Source organism: Candidimonas nitroreducens, assembly GCF_002209565.1.
Classification (GTDB): Bacteria; Pseudomonadota; Gammaproteobacteria; order Burkholderiales; family Burkholderiaceae_B; genus Candidimonas; species Candidimonas nitroreducens.
The window spans coordinates 1-16,797 of sequence record NZ_NJIH01000023.1; the positions used below are offsets into that span (position 1 = coordinate 1).

Below are 16,797 nucleotides of genomic sequence, written 5' to 3' on the forward strand. Positions count from 1 at the left end.
ACATCTCGGATTCCTAAGATAGAATCTACTGGGGACATCGGTATTCGCTCCGTTAAGCTCGTTCTTCGCAAAAACAAGTTTAATGAATACCGCTTGTCCCCCGTTCATGAGGAAGAGCCCTAAACCGCCGACTCGGCGCGGTGCTGAACTACCTCATTCCCAGTGATATGCAAACCTGATAGGCTGGAAAAAACCTATCCACCTGGGGCTACCTGTGCTTATCTCAACCGTCCGTTTTTACGAGCGCATCCTGCTCGGACTCCACACCCCTGACCCTGACACCCAAGAGTACGCGAACAGCTGCCTGTCCTACCTGACCAGCTTCCTGCGGCTACGTCACATTGAGCTGCCCGATCACATCCAGCGGGCGCTGTCGCACCTGCCGGAGATCCCACGATGAAAATACTGGCACTGGATTTTGAAACTTACTACGACCAGGAGTACTCGCTGTCGAAGATGACCACCGACAGTTATGTCCACGACCAACGGTTCAAGGTTCACATGATGAGTCTGCGCGACGCCGGCGGCACCACCCACTGTTTTCCTCCCCACGTCATTCCCCACGTCTTGTCACGCATTGACTGGCCCAACACGGGCATCCTGGCCCAGAACACGGCGTTCGATGGCTACATCCTCACCCAGCACTACCACACCCCGCAGCCCAAACTCTGGCTGGACACTCTGTCTATGGCCAGGCCCATGCTGGGGCATAACAGCCGGCACTCCTTGAAGGCCCTGGCCGAGTACTACGGCCTGCCGCCCAAGGGCACAGAGGTGGAGAACATGCGCGGTAAGCGCGAGCTGAGCCCCCGCGAATACGCCGCGGGCGCTGACTACTGTATCCACGACACCGAGCTGTGCTGGGAAATTTTCCAGCGAATGATGGCCGGCGGCTTCCCTGCGAGCGAGCTGCGGGTCATTGACCTGACCCTGCGCATGTTCCTGGATCCCCTGCTGCGCCTGGACACCGAGATGCTGGAGCGCTACCTGGTCGAGGTGCGCGAGGGCAAGGCCGACCTGCTGGTCAAGGCGGGACTGACAAGCCGTGACGCGCTCATGTCCAACGACATGTTCGCCGACCTGCTGGAGGCACTGGGGGTCGACCCCCCGATGAAAATTTCCAAGACCACGGGCAAGCCGACGCTGGCGTTTGCCAAGACCGATCCGGATTTCAAGGCGCTGCTGGAGCACGACGACCCGCGAGTGTCCACCCTGGTGGCTGCCCGGATGGGGGTCAAATCCACCATCGAGGAAACCCGTACCGAGCGGTTGCTGGTGCCGGCGCGGGCCAACCGGCCGTGGCCCGTGCTGCTGAATTACTTCGGTGCCGGAACCACTGGGCGCCACTCTGGTGGGAACAAGCAGAACCCGCAGAACCTGAAGCGTGGCGGGGTGCTGCGCGAGTCCATCACGGCCCCCGATGGCTGTGCAATTATTGTTGTCGACTCGTCCCAGATCGAGGCGCGCTCGCTCGCCACCGTCGCCGGCCAGGCCGACCTGGTGCAGTCCTTCCGCAATAAAGAGGACATCTACTCAGGGTTTGCCACGGACATCTACGGGTACCCCGTGGACAAGATTAGCCACCCCCTGGAGCGCCACGTTGGCAAGACCTCGGTGCTGGGGCTGGGCTATGGCATGGGCTGGTTCAAGTTCCAGCTGGCGCTTTACACCGGCACGCCGTCGGTGGAGATGGAAGACCCTCAGTGTGAGCGCATTGTGGATCTGTATCGTGCCCGATTCGCAATGATTCCCCAGTTCTGGCGCACCATGAATAGCGCTTTGTCCTGCGTGTATGAGGGCATCGAGCGCGACTTTGGATACTTCCAGACCTGCGGCGAGGGGCTACGCCTACCCAATGGGTTCCTGATCCGCTACCCCTACCTCAAGCCAGACGGTAACGGCAGCTGGATCTACCTGCAAAAGGGCAAGCCATCCAAGCTCTACGGCGCCAAGGCGACCGAGAATCTGATCCAGGCCCTGGCTCGCATCGTGGTCACCGACCAGATGATCGAGGTCATGCGCGATCAGAACACAAGCCGCTACCACCACAAGCTAGCGCTGTTCGCCCACGACGAGCTAGTACTGGTCGCCCCCAAGCAGCACGCCGAGGATGTACTGGCGCTGGCGCTGGACTGTATGCACCAGGCTCCCCCCTGGATACCCGAGCTGCCCGTGGCTGCCGAGGGCGGCATCGGCTATCGCTACGCCGAGGCGAAATCTTAGTGTAACCACGTTACCATCATGATGGTATTCTGCTAGAATAAAACTGTCCCACACCCCGCCTTATAGAGAGCCGACCACCGGCTCTGTCCTACTGCTCTTTACTCTAACGTTACCATCAAGATGGTAATAAAAAGGCCATAACCATGAACCACCACACCACACCCACCGAGACACCCAACAAAATTCCAGAAGCCCTAACCCACATCGGCAACTCCATCGAGGACGACGCCTACACACGCGGCTGGAATGACTGCCGCCGTGCCATGCTCCTGGCGCTTAAGCACCTGCCACAGGCTGAGGCCGAGCATGCCTAAGCCCTTTGCCTGGTCGTATTCAGCGCTGTCCGCTTTTGAGACATGCCCGCGCCAGTACCACGAGATGCGGGTGCTCAAGCGCTGGCCAGACCCTCCTGGCGAAGCCCAGCAGTTCGGCAAGCTCTGCCACACATATCTAGAGAACCGCATCAATGCCGGCATTGAGCTGCCGGTGTTCCTGCGCCACGTTGAGCCTGTCGTCGCCCGGCTGGAGTCTTCTCCAGGCGCGCTGCAAGCGGAATACAAGTACGCCCTGGATGCCCAGCTGCAACCCGTGGAGTTCTTCGCGCCCACAGCCTGGGTGCGGGCCGTGGGTGATGTGGTCAAGATCCATGAGGATCGCGGTTTTGCCATGGACTGGAAGTCTGGCAAGTACCGCGAGGGCGACGACCAGCTGCGCCTGCAATCGAACGTCATGTTCGGCACCTACCCACACCTGCAGCGCATCAGCGTGATGTACGTGTGGCTCAAGGACAAGCGCGCCACGACTCGGGTGTTTGACCGAGCCGATGTGCCCGCCACCTGGCAGGCGTTCCTGCCGCGTGTGCAGCGCATGGAGCACGCCGCCAAGACAGGCGACTACCCCCCGAAGCCGTCAGGGCTCTGTAGGAAGTATTGCCGCGTCAAGACCTGCGAGTTCAACGGGAGCCAGTCATGACTCCCGAGGGGCGCGTCAAAGACGCCGTCAAGAAACGCCTCATGGGCTACGGGCTGCATTCAGTCACCAAAGCGGCAGACATCCCTCACGACATCGAGGGTTTCTTTTTCATGCCGCACGCAGGCCCCGGCTCCGTCTGGGGCATCCACGACTTTGTGGGCTGCTGGCGCGGGGTCTTCTTCTCCATCGAAACCAAAGCACCCAACAACCCCGAGGACTGCACCGAACCACAGCGTGCGTTCCACGACTCGGTGAACAAGTCCGGCGGCGTGTCGCTGGTCGGCGTGCGCAGCGCCGACGCCGTGGATGTTCTGCGCGACCGCGTTCTTAAAAAGGTTCAGCAATGAGAATCTACAAAATTACCTACAAGCAGGGCGACAAGTTTCTAGAGCACTGGCACGGCAAGCTCTACATGGCCCGCCACCAGTGGCGCGATCTGGAAACGACAGAAGACGCAACCATACGCCCGCTGGACATCGAGGCTTTCGATGTACCTACCCGCACCCACGACGCCCTGGCCGCGTTCCTGAATGAGCAACTGACCATTCTGCGCGCGGGGGTGTGACATGGAGTACCCCGATCCCGCATTGGCCGCGCGGCAGTACCTAGCAAGCCTGCAGCACCAAGCCGCGCCGTCGTCCCCCCTGGGTACCCAGGTTGGCGGCGATCACTACAAGGACATGCCCATCCAGCCGGTCGAGTTCATCCACAAGAACGGCATCGGCTACCTGGAAGGCAACGTCATCAAGTACGTCAGCCGCTGGCGCAGTAAGGGCGGCATCAAAGACTTGGAGAAGGCCCGCCACTACATCGATTTGTTGATCGAACTTGAAGGCGAGCAACGGGGTTAGCCGTGCAATCCGTTCTTGTTTCGGCGCCGCACAAGGCCCTCGCGCTTAACCCCGCGAACCCGGCCATGCTGTGCAACCTGTTGCCCATGGCCAGGCCATTCCCGTTCCGGGGGCACACGCTCTATGCAGTGCCACACACCCTGGACGTAGTGCGGCTGCTGCGCAACGTAGGCGTGCCGGCTCCGTCGCCGATCCTGTACCAGTACAGCTGGCCATGCTCATTTCCCAATGGGCCGTTCGCTAAGCAACAGGTTGCCGCCGAGTTCCTGACCCTGCACCCGCGGGCGTTCAACCTGTCGGAGATGGGTACAGGCAAGTCGATTACTGCCCTTTGGGCGTTCGACTATCTGCGCAGCCTAGGCTTGCGTAAGCGCCTGCTGGTGGTTGCGCCGCTCTCCACTCTGGAGCGTACCTGGGGCGATGAGATTTTCAAGCACCTGCCTCACCTTACGTTCGCCGTACTGCACGGCACCGCCGCGCGACGGCGCAAGCTGCTGGCTCACCCGTTCGACGTGTACATCGTGAACCACGATGGCGTGGAGATCATTGCTGGTGAGCTGGCCCAGCGCCCCGATATCGACGTGGTGGCTGTCGACGAAATCGCCGTCTACCGCAATAGCCAGACGGATAAATACAAGGCTGCCCAGACGGTATGCAAGCCTCTGGATCGCTGGGTGTGGGGGCTAACAGGTACGCCAACCCCGACCGCCCCGACCGATGCCTGGGCACAAATTCGCCTGGTTAACCCATCCAACGTGCCCAAGTACTTCGGGAGCTTCCGCAGCCTCACGATGTACAAGGTGGCGCCCTATCGGTATGAGGCCAAGCCTACTGCCATCGAGACGGTGCGCCTGGCCATGCAGCCGGCCATTCGCTTAACGCGCGAAGAACTGCCACCCACCACGCCAGAGTATCGGCACATCGCGCTGACCACCGAACAGAAGCTGGTCTATGAGCAGATCCGCCTGAAGATGAAAGCCGAGGTGGACGCGGGCACAGTGCGCGCCGTGAACATGGCCGACCGGTTGATGAAGCTGGTGCAGGTGGCCGCCGGCGCGGTCTACACCACCGACGGCGAAACCGTGTCGCTGGATAACAGCGGGCGTATCCAGGAGGTGCTGGAAATCTGCGAGCAGGCCGAGGGCAAGATCATTGTCTTTGTGCCGTTCGTCGCAGCCCTGGAGAACGTGCGCAACGCTATCGCCCGGCGCTACCCCACCGAGCTGGTCTATGGCCAGACCAGCAAGACTGACCGTGACCAGGCGTTCTGGCGATTCCAGAATCTGCCGGCTTCAAAGAGCCGCGTGCTGCTGGCCAACCCCACCACCATGAGCCACGGCCTCACGCTCACCGAGGCCAACACCATCGTGTGGCTCGCCCCCACGACAAGCTCGGATGTTTTTGACCAAGCCAACCACCGCATCACCCGGCCTGGCCAAGTCCGGCGGACATACATCGTCATGCTCGAAGGCACCCCCGTTGAGCGGCAGATCTATGCCCGCTTGCAGAAGAACCAGGACGCGCAAGACCTGCTCCTGGAAGTTGTCTCTGTACCACTGTAATAGGAAACCACCATGACCGTACTCGAACTCAATCCCATCCCCGAGGTGGACGCCACCGAGGCTGAACCCCCCGCCGCGGCGCCCGCACCCACTACCCCTTCTACCCTGCCCGAGATTGTCCAGCATCAAATCGACAATGGGGCCGACATGGCGCAGCTCACCCGCATGTACTTGCGGCTGCGCGACTCCGAGAAAGACCTAAAGGTTCAGGCTGCGCAGCGCCTCGCACCGTTGCGTGCCGCCATGGATCTCATCGAGTCCAAGTTCCTGGATCAGATGAACGAACTAAAGGTCGACTCCCTGAAGAACGAGGCTGGCACGCCCTACAAGAAAGAGCACACCACCATCAGTGTGGCCGACAACGAGACGTTCATCGGCTTTGTCCTGGATCGCAGCCTGGAGGCACTCCCAGTGAGCGCAGACGCCAAGGCCGCGATCAAGAACGTAATTCTCAACTCTGGCCAGCTGGCACTCATCGAGGCCCGCGCGAGCAAGTCGGCCGTCGAAGCGTATCTGGAAGAAACCCAGGAACTGCCGCCGGGCCTGAACCGCAGCGCGGCGTTCGTCGTCAACGTCCGCTCGAATTAACCCAGGTTAAGCATCTAACCACACAACCGCACGAGGTCACCATGTCTAACGTTGCCATCATTCCCCAACTCAATCTGCCGCCGGCGCTGCTGGAGCAATTCAACGCCCTGAACGGCGCCAACGACCTGGACGCTGGCGTCTCGTCGGGCTTCCCGGTTATCTCCATCCGTGGCGCCAAGTGGCGCATTGTCGAGGGTGGTGAAGAACGCCCCATCTACATCCCCAACACCCAGGATCTGGCACCGTCCATCAAGGTGGTGCTGCTGCGATCCAACCCTGCTGTGTCCAAGACCTACTATGCCGGCCAGTACGTAGAGGGCACCGACGCCAAGCCGGATTGCTATTCCAATGACGGTGTGACGCCGGGTGCCGACGCCCCGCACCCGCAGCACACGAACTGTGCCCAGTGCCCCATGAATGCATGGGGGTCGAAGATCAGCCCGTCAGGGGCAAAGATCAAGGCGTGCGCCGACGTGCGCCGCGTCGCCATCCTGCCAGCCGAGGATCTGGAGTACTCCCCCATCCTGCTGCGCGTGCCGGCGGCCTCGCTCGGCGACCTGGCAGCCTACGGCAAGGCACTCAAGCAGCGGGGCATCCCCTACGCCGCGGTGGTCACCAAGCTGTCGTTCGACGCCGATGCGGCCTACCCCAAAATCATGTTCCGCTTCGAGCGTGTCCTGACCCAGGAAGAAATGAACGCAGTGGCTGAGCGCATCAGTGACCCGGTGGTTGAGGACGTGCTGGGCCTGAACCCGGCCAGGGGCTCGGCAGCGGCTACTGCTGAAGCGCAACCCCCCGCGGATCAGTTCGGTATCCCTGCCGACGCTCAGGCCCCTGCGCAAACCACCGAGCCTGTGGCAACTGCAGCCGAAGCGCAGGCTCCGGAACAGCCTGCGTCGGCCACGGAGGATAAACCCAAGCGCACCCGCAGCCCGCGCAAGGGCGCCTTCGGCAGTTCAGTCACCCCCATTCCCGATGCGGCTGAGCCTGCAGCCCAGACCGAGCCGGTAGCCGAACAAACCACGGCGATGTCACCAGCGGGAGTGGACGATGTGATGGGCGACCTGGACAAGGCCCTGGCCGCCATTCAGTTCTAGTACACCAGCAGCCCCCACAAGGGGCTGTGCTTCACCCTTGGAGTCAGTTATGCAATTTCCCCACACTCTGCACAAACGCGCTGGCCTGAACGCCACCGATATCGCCGCCCTGTACGACGTGACCCGCACCACGGGCTTTCGCTGGCTGCGTGGCGGTGGCGTGAACCGCTTCCTAGTTGACCGCGTGACGAAAACCACCACGGCTGTGCAGGCCGCTGTCGACGCAGGCATCCTGCCCGACGGCGATGTCACCGGCATGCCGCCGGCTCGCCGTATTGTCGCCATCCGGGCCGCCCTGCGTGGTCGCCGCATGACGAAGTAGGCCGTTATGCAAGACGCCCTGCGCTATCTCGCAGCGGTGTTGCCAGCAAATGGATTGAGGGTTGTCGCATACAAGCCGCCCCGTTGGACAAAGGGGTTCAAGCATCTCTTTCTCGCCACGAACGAGGAAGTTGCTCAAGAAACTTCCAGGCTCGACGCCGAGGGCATCACTACCTATATTGCCCTAGCGACATACGCCGACCCCACCGCTGGCCGCAAAGCCGCCAACACCGTCGAGCTTCAATGCTTGTGGCTCGATGTCGACTATAAACACTACCCGTCGCCGGCCGAGGCGGCGGCCGATGTCGAACGACTTGCCGAGGTTGTCGGAGCCCCATCCATCAAAGTCCAGTCTGGCGGTGGTATGCATGCCTACTGGGTACTGCGTGAAGCACTGCCTACTGTTCAGTGGAAGCCGCTTGCCGATGCGTTCCAGGCGACCTGGCAGTCTCTCGGGGTAAAGGCTGACACTCTCTCAGCGGATGCTGCCCGCATCCTGCGCCTACCTGGCTCGCACAACCGCAAGCCAGAGTACGGCGCGCCGCGCGAAGTGGTGATGGAATCCTTTGAGGACATCACCTACGACCCCTCTGCCCTGGCGGCAAAGCTGCACGCCCACCCTGCGGCACCGGCAGCTATCCAGGCGCCCGCCGCAATACCGTCCGCGCTGTTCGGTTCGGGTGATGACCTGGGCGGTGGGCTGGAGTTGCGGCCGTCCTTTATCGAGCCGATGATCCGCCAGTGCCGTCAGGTACAGTGGGCCTACCAGCACCAGGACACGCAAAGCGAACCCCAGTGGTTTGCCACTATCCAGCTGCTGCGCCATGTCGAAGACGGCAGGCGCATCGCTCATGCGTTCTCGAACAAGCACCCTGGGTACACCAAGGAGAGTACGGACGAGAAACTAGCCCAGCTCGAAGCCAAGAACATCGGCCCAACCACTTGCGAGCGGTTCAGGCTGGTAAACCCAGCTGGCTGTCAGGGGTGTGAATTCCGCATCACCAGCCCTATCCAGCTGGGCTACAAGGAGACGGTTCCTGTTGCGCCGGTCATCACTACCACGCAGCATGTCACCACCGAGGACGGCGAAGTCCTCACCGTAGAGCGTGAAGACCGGCCGGATATCAAGATGCCGCAAGGCTTTGTCTACGATGGCCAGCACATCCTCAAGCGGGTGAAGGACGAGCAGACACAGCTCTGGCGCGAAGAAATTATCTTTAGGGGGTTCTTGTGCCCCGAGCGCTTAGCCGCCAGCGAGCGCAACAATTTCGCCACAGACATCCAGCTCTACGTACAGTCCGAGGGCGAGAAGCCGCGACGCATCACGATACCCAGCAAGGCCTTGTCAAGCAAACTGGATATCGCCCGAGAGCTAAACGGCAAAGGAGTTATCTATATGGCAAAGCATGCTGCCGACCTCTTGAACCTGGTTCAGCGTATGACCCAGGATGCGCAGGCCCAGCGCCGCAGCGCGACTGTCGCCGAGCAAATGGGCTGGCAGGATGATGGCACGTTCGTCGTGGGCTCCACGGCCTACCGCCGCGACATGACCCCGCAGTATGACCTGCCAGTGCCCCCCAGCACCAAGGCGGTTCTGCGCAACTATGAACCACGAGGCTCGCTCGCCGCGTGGAAAAAGACTGCTGAACTCTACAACCGCCGTGGCGGTGAAGCCTACCAGTTCGCCCTGTGCTACGGCGCCGCCGGGGTGTTCCTACCCCTGACGAAACTGTCAGGCGTTGTGTTATCGCTGTACTCCCAAGAATCCGGGCGCGGCAAATCCACCGCAGGTCTGGCTGCCTTGTCATGGTGGGGCAACCCCGACGGCCTGAAAAGCCAGAGCCAGGACACACTGAACTCCTTATTCCATAAAGCGAGCCGCCACAAGAACCTACCCATTCTCATGGACGAGGTGACGGACAAGCCGTCCTGGGAGCTGGAGGCGTTGGTGTACTCGATGAACCAGGGGCGAGAGAAAGAACGCCTGAACTCAGACTCGTCGCCCAAACCCGTGCTGCCTGGGTGGATGCTGCCGGCCATCACCACCAGCAACAGCTCCGTGCGCGCCAAACTGCAATCGCAGCGTGGCGACACTCAGGGACTATTCGCCCGCATCATTGAGGTGTCGATGGATCTGCCGTTCCCTGAACAGGTAGGCTACCTTGACCGTATCGCGTTGCGCACCGGGTTCGTCGAAAACTACGGCCTGGCTGGCCCGCTCATCGTGAAATTCGCCATGGAAAACCACGACGTGTGCGCCTCAATCATGGATAAAGTATCTGTGCGCCTGGATCAGGCCGTGGACGGCGACCCCACGTACCGGTTCTGGATTGCGTCGTGCGCAGCGACCATCGCCGTCGCTGCCGCATCGCGCCAGTTAGGGCTGCTGCAGTACGACACCGAGGCCATGGTTAAGTGGATCGTCCAGACGCTGCGTGACCAGCGCACCGATAGCGTGGTGCGGGTGGCGAGCAGCACCGATATCCTGGCCCAGTTCCTGGAGCAGAACACCAACCGGCTGCTGACTGTCTCCGAGCGCCAAATCAATGCGTCGACCGTGATACCCATCTACCATCCCGAGGATGGTGTGCGAGGCGGCCAGCTGGTAGGCCGTGCCGAGTTGCCCGTGCACAGCCTGTACATCTCGCTACCGGCGTTCATGCGGTTCTGCAACGACAACGGCTACGATGTCAGCTCATTTATCCGCAACGCCGCGACGGACATCGACGCGGTAGGCACCCCGCTACTCAAGACTAACAGTCCTGTCGTGGTTAGCCTGGGCCGCGGCACCCGCACACCGTCGGCACGAACCAAGGCGCTGGAGTTCAACCTGCTGCACCCAGCGTTGCGGGAGTTCACGGAGGGGGTGGACACCAAAGTTAAGGAGCTGCCGCCAATACGTCGGGTGAAATAAAAGCGCCGCCCAGACGGGCGGTGCGCTAATAGGGTGTAAATTGATGTAGCAAAATCCACACAGTTCAGTGTTACTATCTTGGCAGCGAAATAGTAACTGCTTACTATCGGCTAATACTAATACTCTGAATAGTAGGCCCTGCCATGAGCAAGCCAGCCACCAAGTCACCTGCCAAAACAGCTACCAAAACAGCTGTCAAGAAAACAGCTTCCAGGAGGGCGCCATATCCGCGCACAGGAGCACCGCCGAGCGATGCACTGCTGCGGCGCCAGAAGTATATGGAAGACACAAACACAAAGCCTTTGCTATTCCGCGTGCCAACTGCCCTGCACAGGGCCATGCGGATAGTCGCTGAGGACAATCCGTACCCATATGGCTCACTACAGTCACTGGTGAGCATGACTATATCCAAGTACTTTGACAAGCGCCCTGGCAACCCGCGGCTCATGCCCTACCCAGAGCCAAAGGGCGGCCCATCTATACAGGTGAGCGTCCTCATCGACCCAGACCTAAGCAAGCGCGTGCATATGATATCGATACTGACAGGTACGCCTATCCGCCATATAGTCACCGGCGCCATACTTGATAACCTCAAGGACTCCCCAAGCATCAAAGATCTACACTTAGGCGAAATGGTCGAGCCGCCCGTGCTCGATGGCAAGCTACCCAAATAACAGGCTACGGCAGTCCTGGCAGGCCCGGCATATTCCCCGGCAACGCTGTCGGTGTAGCACCCAGCGCCACAGGATTGTAGAGCCCTGACATGCGCATCGCCATCATCAGCTCCTGGCGAGACGCCGCGGCGCCGTTCGAGAGCGCCAGCATCATCTGTTGTTGCATGTAGGTCTTGAGCGCGGACTCCAGCTTCTGGCCCGTGACCATATTGGACTTGGTAGCCAGGTTGCCCTTCATGAGTTTGTTGTTGAATTCCTTGATGCCGTCGAGCGCGTCGCTCATACCCTTGTCGTCCTGGCGAGTCCACGCTTGCACAAACGACTGCTCCAGTATCTGGGCACGCTGTTTGAAATAATACTCGGCGTCGAGTACCCGGCCACGGTCGGCCTGGACGTGCGTCACGTCCATGGGCTTTACACCCAGCAGCTGCATGGCGCGGTCGGAGCCGTCGAACTTGTCAGCCGTGGCAAGAACCTGGCCACGCTTGTTTTTCAATCCCTCGGTATCCAGCGCATACGCTTGGATGATGCCCTTAGCTGCCTGGGGCGACGCGGCGGCGAGGCCCTGCAGGGTCTGGCCGGACGAGAACATGTCGACGCTCTTGGCTGCATCCACTGCGATAGACCCCAGCGGGCCGAGCAAGTCGAACAAGTAGTCGCGCACCTTGTCGTCGGTGTGCTGAGCATAGCTCTTGCTGCCCATGTTGATGAGCGGCAGCAGGTCGGCCTGGCCGATGCGCCGGGACACATCCGCGCCCACCGCGGCGAAGATACCATTGGCCATCACCTCGCCAGCCTTCTGGGAGCCGGTGGCATCCACTGCTGCCTGGGTGATCCAGCGCTTAAAGTCGAACGGCTCGCCGTCGTCATTGTCGCTGGCGAACATATTGGCAAGTTGGCCGATTGTGCCGACAAATGGTAACCCCATGGCACCGGCGAAGATGCCCTGGGCCGCGCCCATGAGCAGCGCCGCCTTGAGCGCCCGGCCACGATCCTCGGGCGTCTCGCCCTTCACCATATCTTTGATGGTGTTGCCCCACCAATACAGCATGTGCTGGCGGTACTGCTGGAACATGAACACGAGCCGTGACTTGCCACGCATCATTGCCGGCTTATTCGCAAAGCTATAGTCGAAGTGCGCAGCCGCCACGTCGTCCTCGGCGCGGCGCACCGCTTCCTCGTGGGTGATGTCGGCACTGGATTTGAGCGCCAAGCGGTAGGCTGCCAGGGCAAACGTGACTCGGTTGAACACCTCGGTATGGTGCGCCCCGGCAGCAGCCAGACGCAGGAATTTGTAGGCCGTGCCGGACGAGGCTTTCCCGATGCGCGAGAGATCCATCGCCTGGGTGAAATCCAGGACTTGTCGATCCTCCAGCTGCTGCAGCATATCCAGTTCCTGTTTGGATATGCCCTTAAGCTCGCCAGCCTTAACCTGGTCGCGCAGCCACTCTATCGAGAAGGGGGTTGTGGCGTCGCGCAAGCGCTTGCCAATGCGCACCCCAGCAAACCACCGGGCGGCGTTCAGCCACTCGACCGAGGTCTTGGTGACACCGTACCGCGCGCCCAGGTGCGGGATTCCGATCATGGGGTTCTGCAGCATGTTCATCGCCCAGAACGACGGCGAGAACCCCAGGTACCAGGTGTAGCCCACCTTGCCCAGAGCGTCGACCACCTTATCCAGGCTGTCGGTGCCGTGGTATTGCTGTAGCTTGATCATGCGGTTGTACAGCGCCTTGGCGGCGCGCAAGTCCTCTACCCCATCGGGGCGGCGCTGCGCCAAGGCTTGTACTTGATCTACGAACTTGTCAATCTGCTCGCTGGGAACCCCTTCAAGTGCACCCGCCAGGCGCTCACGCGCACCCTCGACGGTGGTGTTGAAGAACTCCGGGGCGTAACCATCACGGGCCAGCTGCTTTGCCGCCTCCAGGCGATCCACGCCAACCGGCGTGACCCTCACCACGGGGGCCTGGCCATCCTTGCGACCCACCACAACTGCAACCTGGCGCTTCTCCGCGGACTGGGATTGTGACTCGGCGCTCTCGGCCGCGGCGTGGATGGCCGGCGCATACTCCAGGTGGGCAGCGTACCGGCTACCGCGCGTCACCGCGTCGGCGAAACTGCGCAGCGCATCCTGGCTGTAGCCCTCAATATTCTGGCGGCGGATCATGTGCTTGGCGCCAGACAGCTCAGGCAGCGACTTCAGGTACAACTGCTGCAGCGCCTCGTGCAGATCCTCGCGGGTGCTAGTGTCCATGTCTGCATGATCCACCATGGCATGCAGCTCACCCAGGAACCCTGCCGTAGGGCGCTGGCTCGGATCACGCTCGGCACGTAACGTTACCGTGATGTCGCGGGGGCTGACGCCCTCGGCTTTGAGGCGGCGTACCTCCTGCTCCACACTCGCCGCCGACTCGTGGAACGAGACAATATCCCGGCCGTCCTTGGCCGCGCCACGGGCCACCACGATGCGGTCGCCGAACCGCGACAGCGGGAAGTAGTTCCCACGGTTGCGGCCCATGAGGTCGTCCAGCCCCTTCAAGCGCTCAGCGCGCATCGCGGGGTCAGCCACCGTCTGGGAGATGAATTTACCCAATGCCTCACGGGTGTAGCTCCACTGCTCGCGCAACACCTCATGCGCCTTGGTGCGGATCTCGCGGGCCTCTGGCGACAGCGTAGCCAGCTTTGCCCGCAGGGTGTGGTACTCGGCGCGCTGCTCCGGCTCCAGGCTGGCTATGTATTTCGGGTCGGTGTTGTTCAGATTTAGCTCAGCCAAGCTCTCGCGCAGCAGTACATCAGCCAGGGCCTTGCGCTCGGCGCTGCTCTTAACCGACTGTTCCCACTGCAGGGCTACCCGATCAGCCTTGGCACTGATGCGGCTGGCCGCGGCGCCACGCTCCATGAGCGAGCCAATCCACGGGCGCAGAGCCGGGAGCTTCTTGCCATACTGCTGGTCAATCTGACGCAACGTCATAGCCGACAGCAGAGCCGGGTGGATTTCCTCACTGCGCGCCTGGGCTACAACACCGGCGGTGACAGTACGGGTGGCGTCGCTAAACGGTTTCGTGAACGTGCGCTTCTCGGCCTCCTGCACGGCAGCACTTTCCAGCGGCACCGACTGGGCGCTCTCCAGTACGCGCGTGGGCTGGGCTGTTTTCAGGAAAAAGTCCTCGCTGCGGCGTAGCCCGGACAGCCGGGCAGATGAGCCATCCGCATTGACGATATCCGCGGCAAGTCCTCGGGTCATGGGGCCAAGAGCCGGCCCGATATTCTCGCCGTGGGGCAGCACAATGAAGCGGTCACCGCCAGCGCCAGATTCAGCGATGGCGCGGCGCACCAGCTCGTTGAGCTTGAGCTGCCCGGCGGGGGTGTTGTCTTTCACCATCGCCAGTGGGATGTCTGCCAGCAGGTTGATGTGCCGGTTCGCATCGAGCGCCACCAGCGTGGCGTAGCCGTTGGGGGTTTGAAGTTGCTTGGCGATGTCTACGACATGCGGGATGGACTCCAGGCGCTGGCCGATTAGCGGGTGCGCGAGGGCCGGGCTCGCCGTAAAATCCACGCCATCCAGGTGGGGGGCTGGATATGTAACCTGGTCGCCGTTGGCATTGATAACCGAGTATTCGTTATGGTCGATAATGACGTGCTGCCGGAACCCAGGTATGTGCGCCGCGATTACCCGCGTCGCGTCCACATCGGCACGCGATGGGGTAGACACCCCGCTCGGGTGGTTGTGCAGGATATAGAATTCCTGCGCACCGAATCGCTGCTTATCAGCCCCGATAAGCGCAGGGAGATCAGGGGGCACCGCCGCAACCCCAGGCAGGCGAGAGGTGTAGCCTGCCTCGCCGACAACCCTGCCCGTTGGGTCTGTGTAGATAACTCGGAACGTCTCGAAGCGCGGATCACGGTACACCTGTGACACGGCAGCCAAGTCGTGCCCAGATTCAACATGCTGGCCAACCAGCTGCGCACCGCCCTTCTCCCGGAAATTCTCCAGGAGCCGCATACCCAGGACATTGGAGTCGTGGGCGCGCTCAGGCCCAAGAACTCGTTCGGTTATTCCAGTGGCAGCGGGTCGTGGGTGTCCACCAGTAGTATCGGGCCGTCCTTCGGCCACTCGGGCAGTGGGGTTGTTGGCGCGCTCCAGTGCTCCACCGTCCTCCCCGTTTCCTGGCTCTGCCACAACGTGCGCGTTGCCCCCATCTCGTTCACCACGGACGGTTCGCTCAAGACTTGCAAGAACGTCTCGCCCAACTCCTTGTTGAGCTGCAGTCGTATTTTCTCGTTGGGTGATATGGGCGTATGGGTCATCACTGGGCTCCTGAGCACGGGAAGCAGCTTCGCCTACTGTACCACTCTCATCAGTCACTGGCGACACCGGCTCCCGGACGCTGGCATCGAATTTCTTGCCCAGGGCTTGGCCCTTCCGGGCGACCTTGGCTTCCAGCTCGGCGTTGTACCGGTCGGTGAACGCCGCCTGCTCAGCGGGAGTGATGGCCGACTTATTGGCCTTGTCGTGCAGGTAGGCGTAGGACATGCCCTCGTCGGAGTCCGTGGCCCAGCGTTTGAACATCTCGTAGCGCGCAGCATCGTAGGTTGCGTCGTCCTTAGTGCTCTCGGCCAGGGCGATCAGATCCTCGGTCGACTTGCGCCCCAAGCGCGGCGGTTTCGCCGTGGGCTTCTCGGCCTCGGTGCCAGCCTGGCGCTCGGCCAAGGCTTGATCGGGGCTCACCACGCGCGGGGTCGTGCCCGGTACCGGCTGGATGTTAGCTGCGTCCTGCGGGCGGGCCAGCTGCTCGTTCAACACATGCCCGGTGGTGTTATCCACATGCTGCACCACCGCGGCGTCAGGCGCCGTCTGGGTGGTTAGGGTGGGGTTGGCATTACCCAGAGCCTCGCCCATAGCCTGCTTCAGCCCCACGGCCTTGGTGCGCTCCACCGCAGCCTTGACCACATCGGGAGTGGCCGCGACAACGACAGCGCGCCGACGGGTCGTCGGGTCGGTAGCGACACCTTGATGCAGACCGTCCAGGTTCAGCCCCTTGGCCTCACCGACACCCAGCACCACGGCGGGCTTACGCCCCTCACGCACGGCGTCCACCTGCGCCTGGAGCTGGCCCTGCGGCTCAGGAACGAACCCGGCACTGTTGGTCTTGGGCTCCGGCGGGTGTGACTCTTGCCACTCGGGAATTGTCTGGCCGGTCAGGTTCTTGTGCCAGGTGTCCAGCAGCTCATCGCGCGGATGACCACCGTTGCCGTACAGGTCACGCATCGTCTCCAGGGGCGTTGCCGACTGGAGTACCTCACGCAACGGCGCCGCCGCAGCGGTGTTGGCAACCTCACCATCCTTACGCACCGCTCGGGCACCCAAAGCCTGGTTGGCCTTGCGCAGTGCAACAAGCACGTCACCCTTGGTGGGGCCGGCTGGCGCAGCCGGTGTCGGTGCTATCCCCGTGAACGGCTCGGGCTCCACGGGCTTGTAGAGATCCGCCATCGTCGCAGGCGTCGTCTGCATTGGGTTGATGCCATGCCCTAGCTGGGTGTAGTCGGGCGGTGCAGCGGGTGCGGCAGCGTCAGGCACCAGCCCCGTGAAAGGTA

13 protein-coding genes are annotated in these 16,797 nt (G+C 61.8%); 12 read left to right on the top strand and 1 reads right to left on the bottom strand.

Features of this window, described 5'->3' with window-relative positions; translation table 11 throughout:
- The first annotated feature begins 396 nt into the window (after nt 1–396).
- The 12 genes from CEY11_RS24830 to CEY11_RS24880 all read left to right on the top strand — a co-directional run bounded on the left by CEY11_RS24830 (nt 397) and on the right by CEY11_RS24880 (nt 11,202).
- Nucleotides 397–2,223, top strand: a complete 1,827-nt coding sequence (locus CEY11_RS24830; protein WP_088606129.1) for a DNA polymerase — start codon at nt 397–399, stop codon at nt 2,221–2,223.
- 143 nt (nt 2,224–2,366) lie between these two features.
- The gene (locus CEY11_RS25490; protein ID WP_158215441.1) at nt 2,367–2,537 is read left to right on the top strand and encodes a hypothetical protein; all 171 of its coding nucleotides are present in this window, start codon (nt 2,367–2,369) and stop codon (nt 2,535–2,537) included.
- Nucleotides 2,530–3,195 carry a PD-(D/E)XK nuclease family protein gene (locus tag CEY11_RS24835; RefSeq protein WP_158215442.1) on the top strand — a complete coding sequence of 222 codons (666 nt, stop codon included), beginning with the start codon at nt 2,530–2,532 and terminating at the stop codon, nt 3,193–3,195. The genes CEY11_RS25490 and CEY11_RS24835 overlap by 8 nt, the downstream gene beginning before the upstream one ends.
- Nucleotides 3,192–3,542: a hypothetical protein gene (locus CEY11_RS24840; RefSeq protein WP_088606131.1), complete on the top strand. Its 351-nt coding sequence runs from the start codon at nt 3,192–3,194 to the stop codon at nt 3,540–3,542. The genes CEY11_RS24835 and CEY11_RS24840 overlap by 4 nt, the downstream gene beginning before the upstream one ends.
- Nucleotides 3,539–3,760: a hypothetical protein gene (locus CEY11_RS24845; RefSeq protein ID WP_088606132.1), complete on the top strand. Its 222-nt coding sequence runs from the start codon at nt 3,539–3,541 to the stop codon at nt 3,758–3,760. Before CEY11_RS24840 ends, CEY11_RS24845 begins: the two co-directional genes overlap by 4 nt.
- A 1-nt stretch (nt 3,761) precedes the next feature.
- Nucleotides 3,762–4,046, top strand: a complete 285-nt coding sequence (locus tag CEY11_RS24850; protein WP_088606133.1) for a DUF3310 domain-containing protein — start codon at nt 3,762–3,764, stop codon at nt 4,044–4,046.
- A 2-nt stretch (nt 4,047–4,048) separates the two neighbouring features.
- Nucleotides 4,049–5,608, top strand: a complete 1,560-nt coding sequence (locus CEY11_RS24855) for an SNF2-related protein (protein ID WP_088606134.1) — start codon at nt 4,049–4,051, stop codon at nt 5,606–5,608.
- A 12-nt stretch (nt 5,609–5,620) separates the two neighbouring features.
- Entirely contained in the window at nt 5,621–6,196 is a 576-nt protein-coding gene (locus CEY11_RS24860; RefSeq protein ID WP_088606135.1) for a hypothetical protein, read from the top strand.
- Nucleotides 6,197–6,237: 41 nt separating this feature from the next.
- Nucleotides 6,238–7,293, top strand: coding sequence for a hypothetical protein (locus CEY11_RS24865; RefSeq protein ID WP_088606136.1), 1,056 nt, complete (start codon nt 6,238–6,240; stop codon nt 7,291–7,293).
- Between the two features lie 49 nt (nt 7,294–7,342).
- Nucleotides 7,343–7,615, top strand: coding sequence for a hypothetical protein (locus CEY11_RS24870; RefSeq protein ID WP_088606137.1), 273 nt, complete (start codon nt 7,343–7,345; stop codon nt 7,613–7,615).
- 6 nt (nt 7,616–7,621) lie between these two features.
- On the top strand, nt 7,622–10,528 hold the full coding sequence (locus CEY11_RS24875; protein ID WP_088606138.1) for a DUF927 domain-containing protein: 2,907 nt from the start codon (nt 7,622–7,624) through the stop codon (nt 10,526–10,528).
- Nucleotides 10,529–10,671: 143 nt separating this feature from the next.
- Nucleotides 10,672–11,202, top strand: a complete 531-nt coding sequence (locus tag CEY11_RS24880; RefSeq protein ID WP_143323048.1) for a hypothetical protein — start codon at nt 10,672–10,674, stop codon at nt 11,200–11,202.
- A gap of 4 nt (nt 11,203–11,206) precedes the next feature.
- Here the strand turns inward: CEY11_RS24880 and CEY11_RS24885 are convergent, their stop codons facing one another.
- A complete protein-coding gene (locus tag CEY11_RS24885; protein ID WP_088606140.1) occupies nt 11,207–16,714 on the bottom strand; it encodes a PLxRFG domain-containing protein in 5,508 nt (1,835 codons plus the stop codon).
- Nucleotides 16,715–16,797 lie beyond the last annotated feature (83 nt).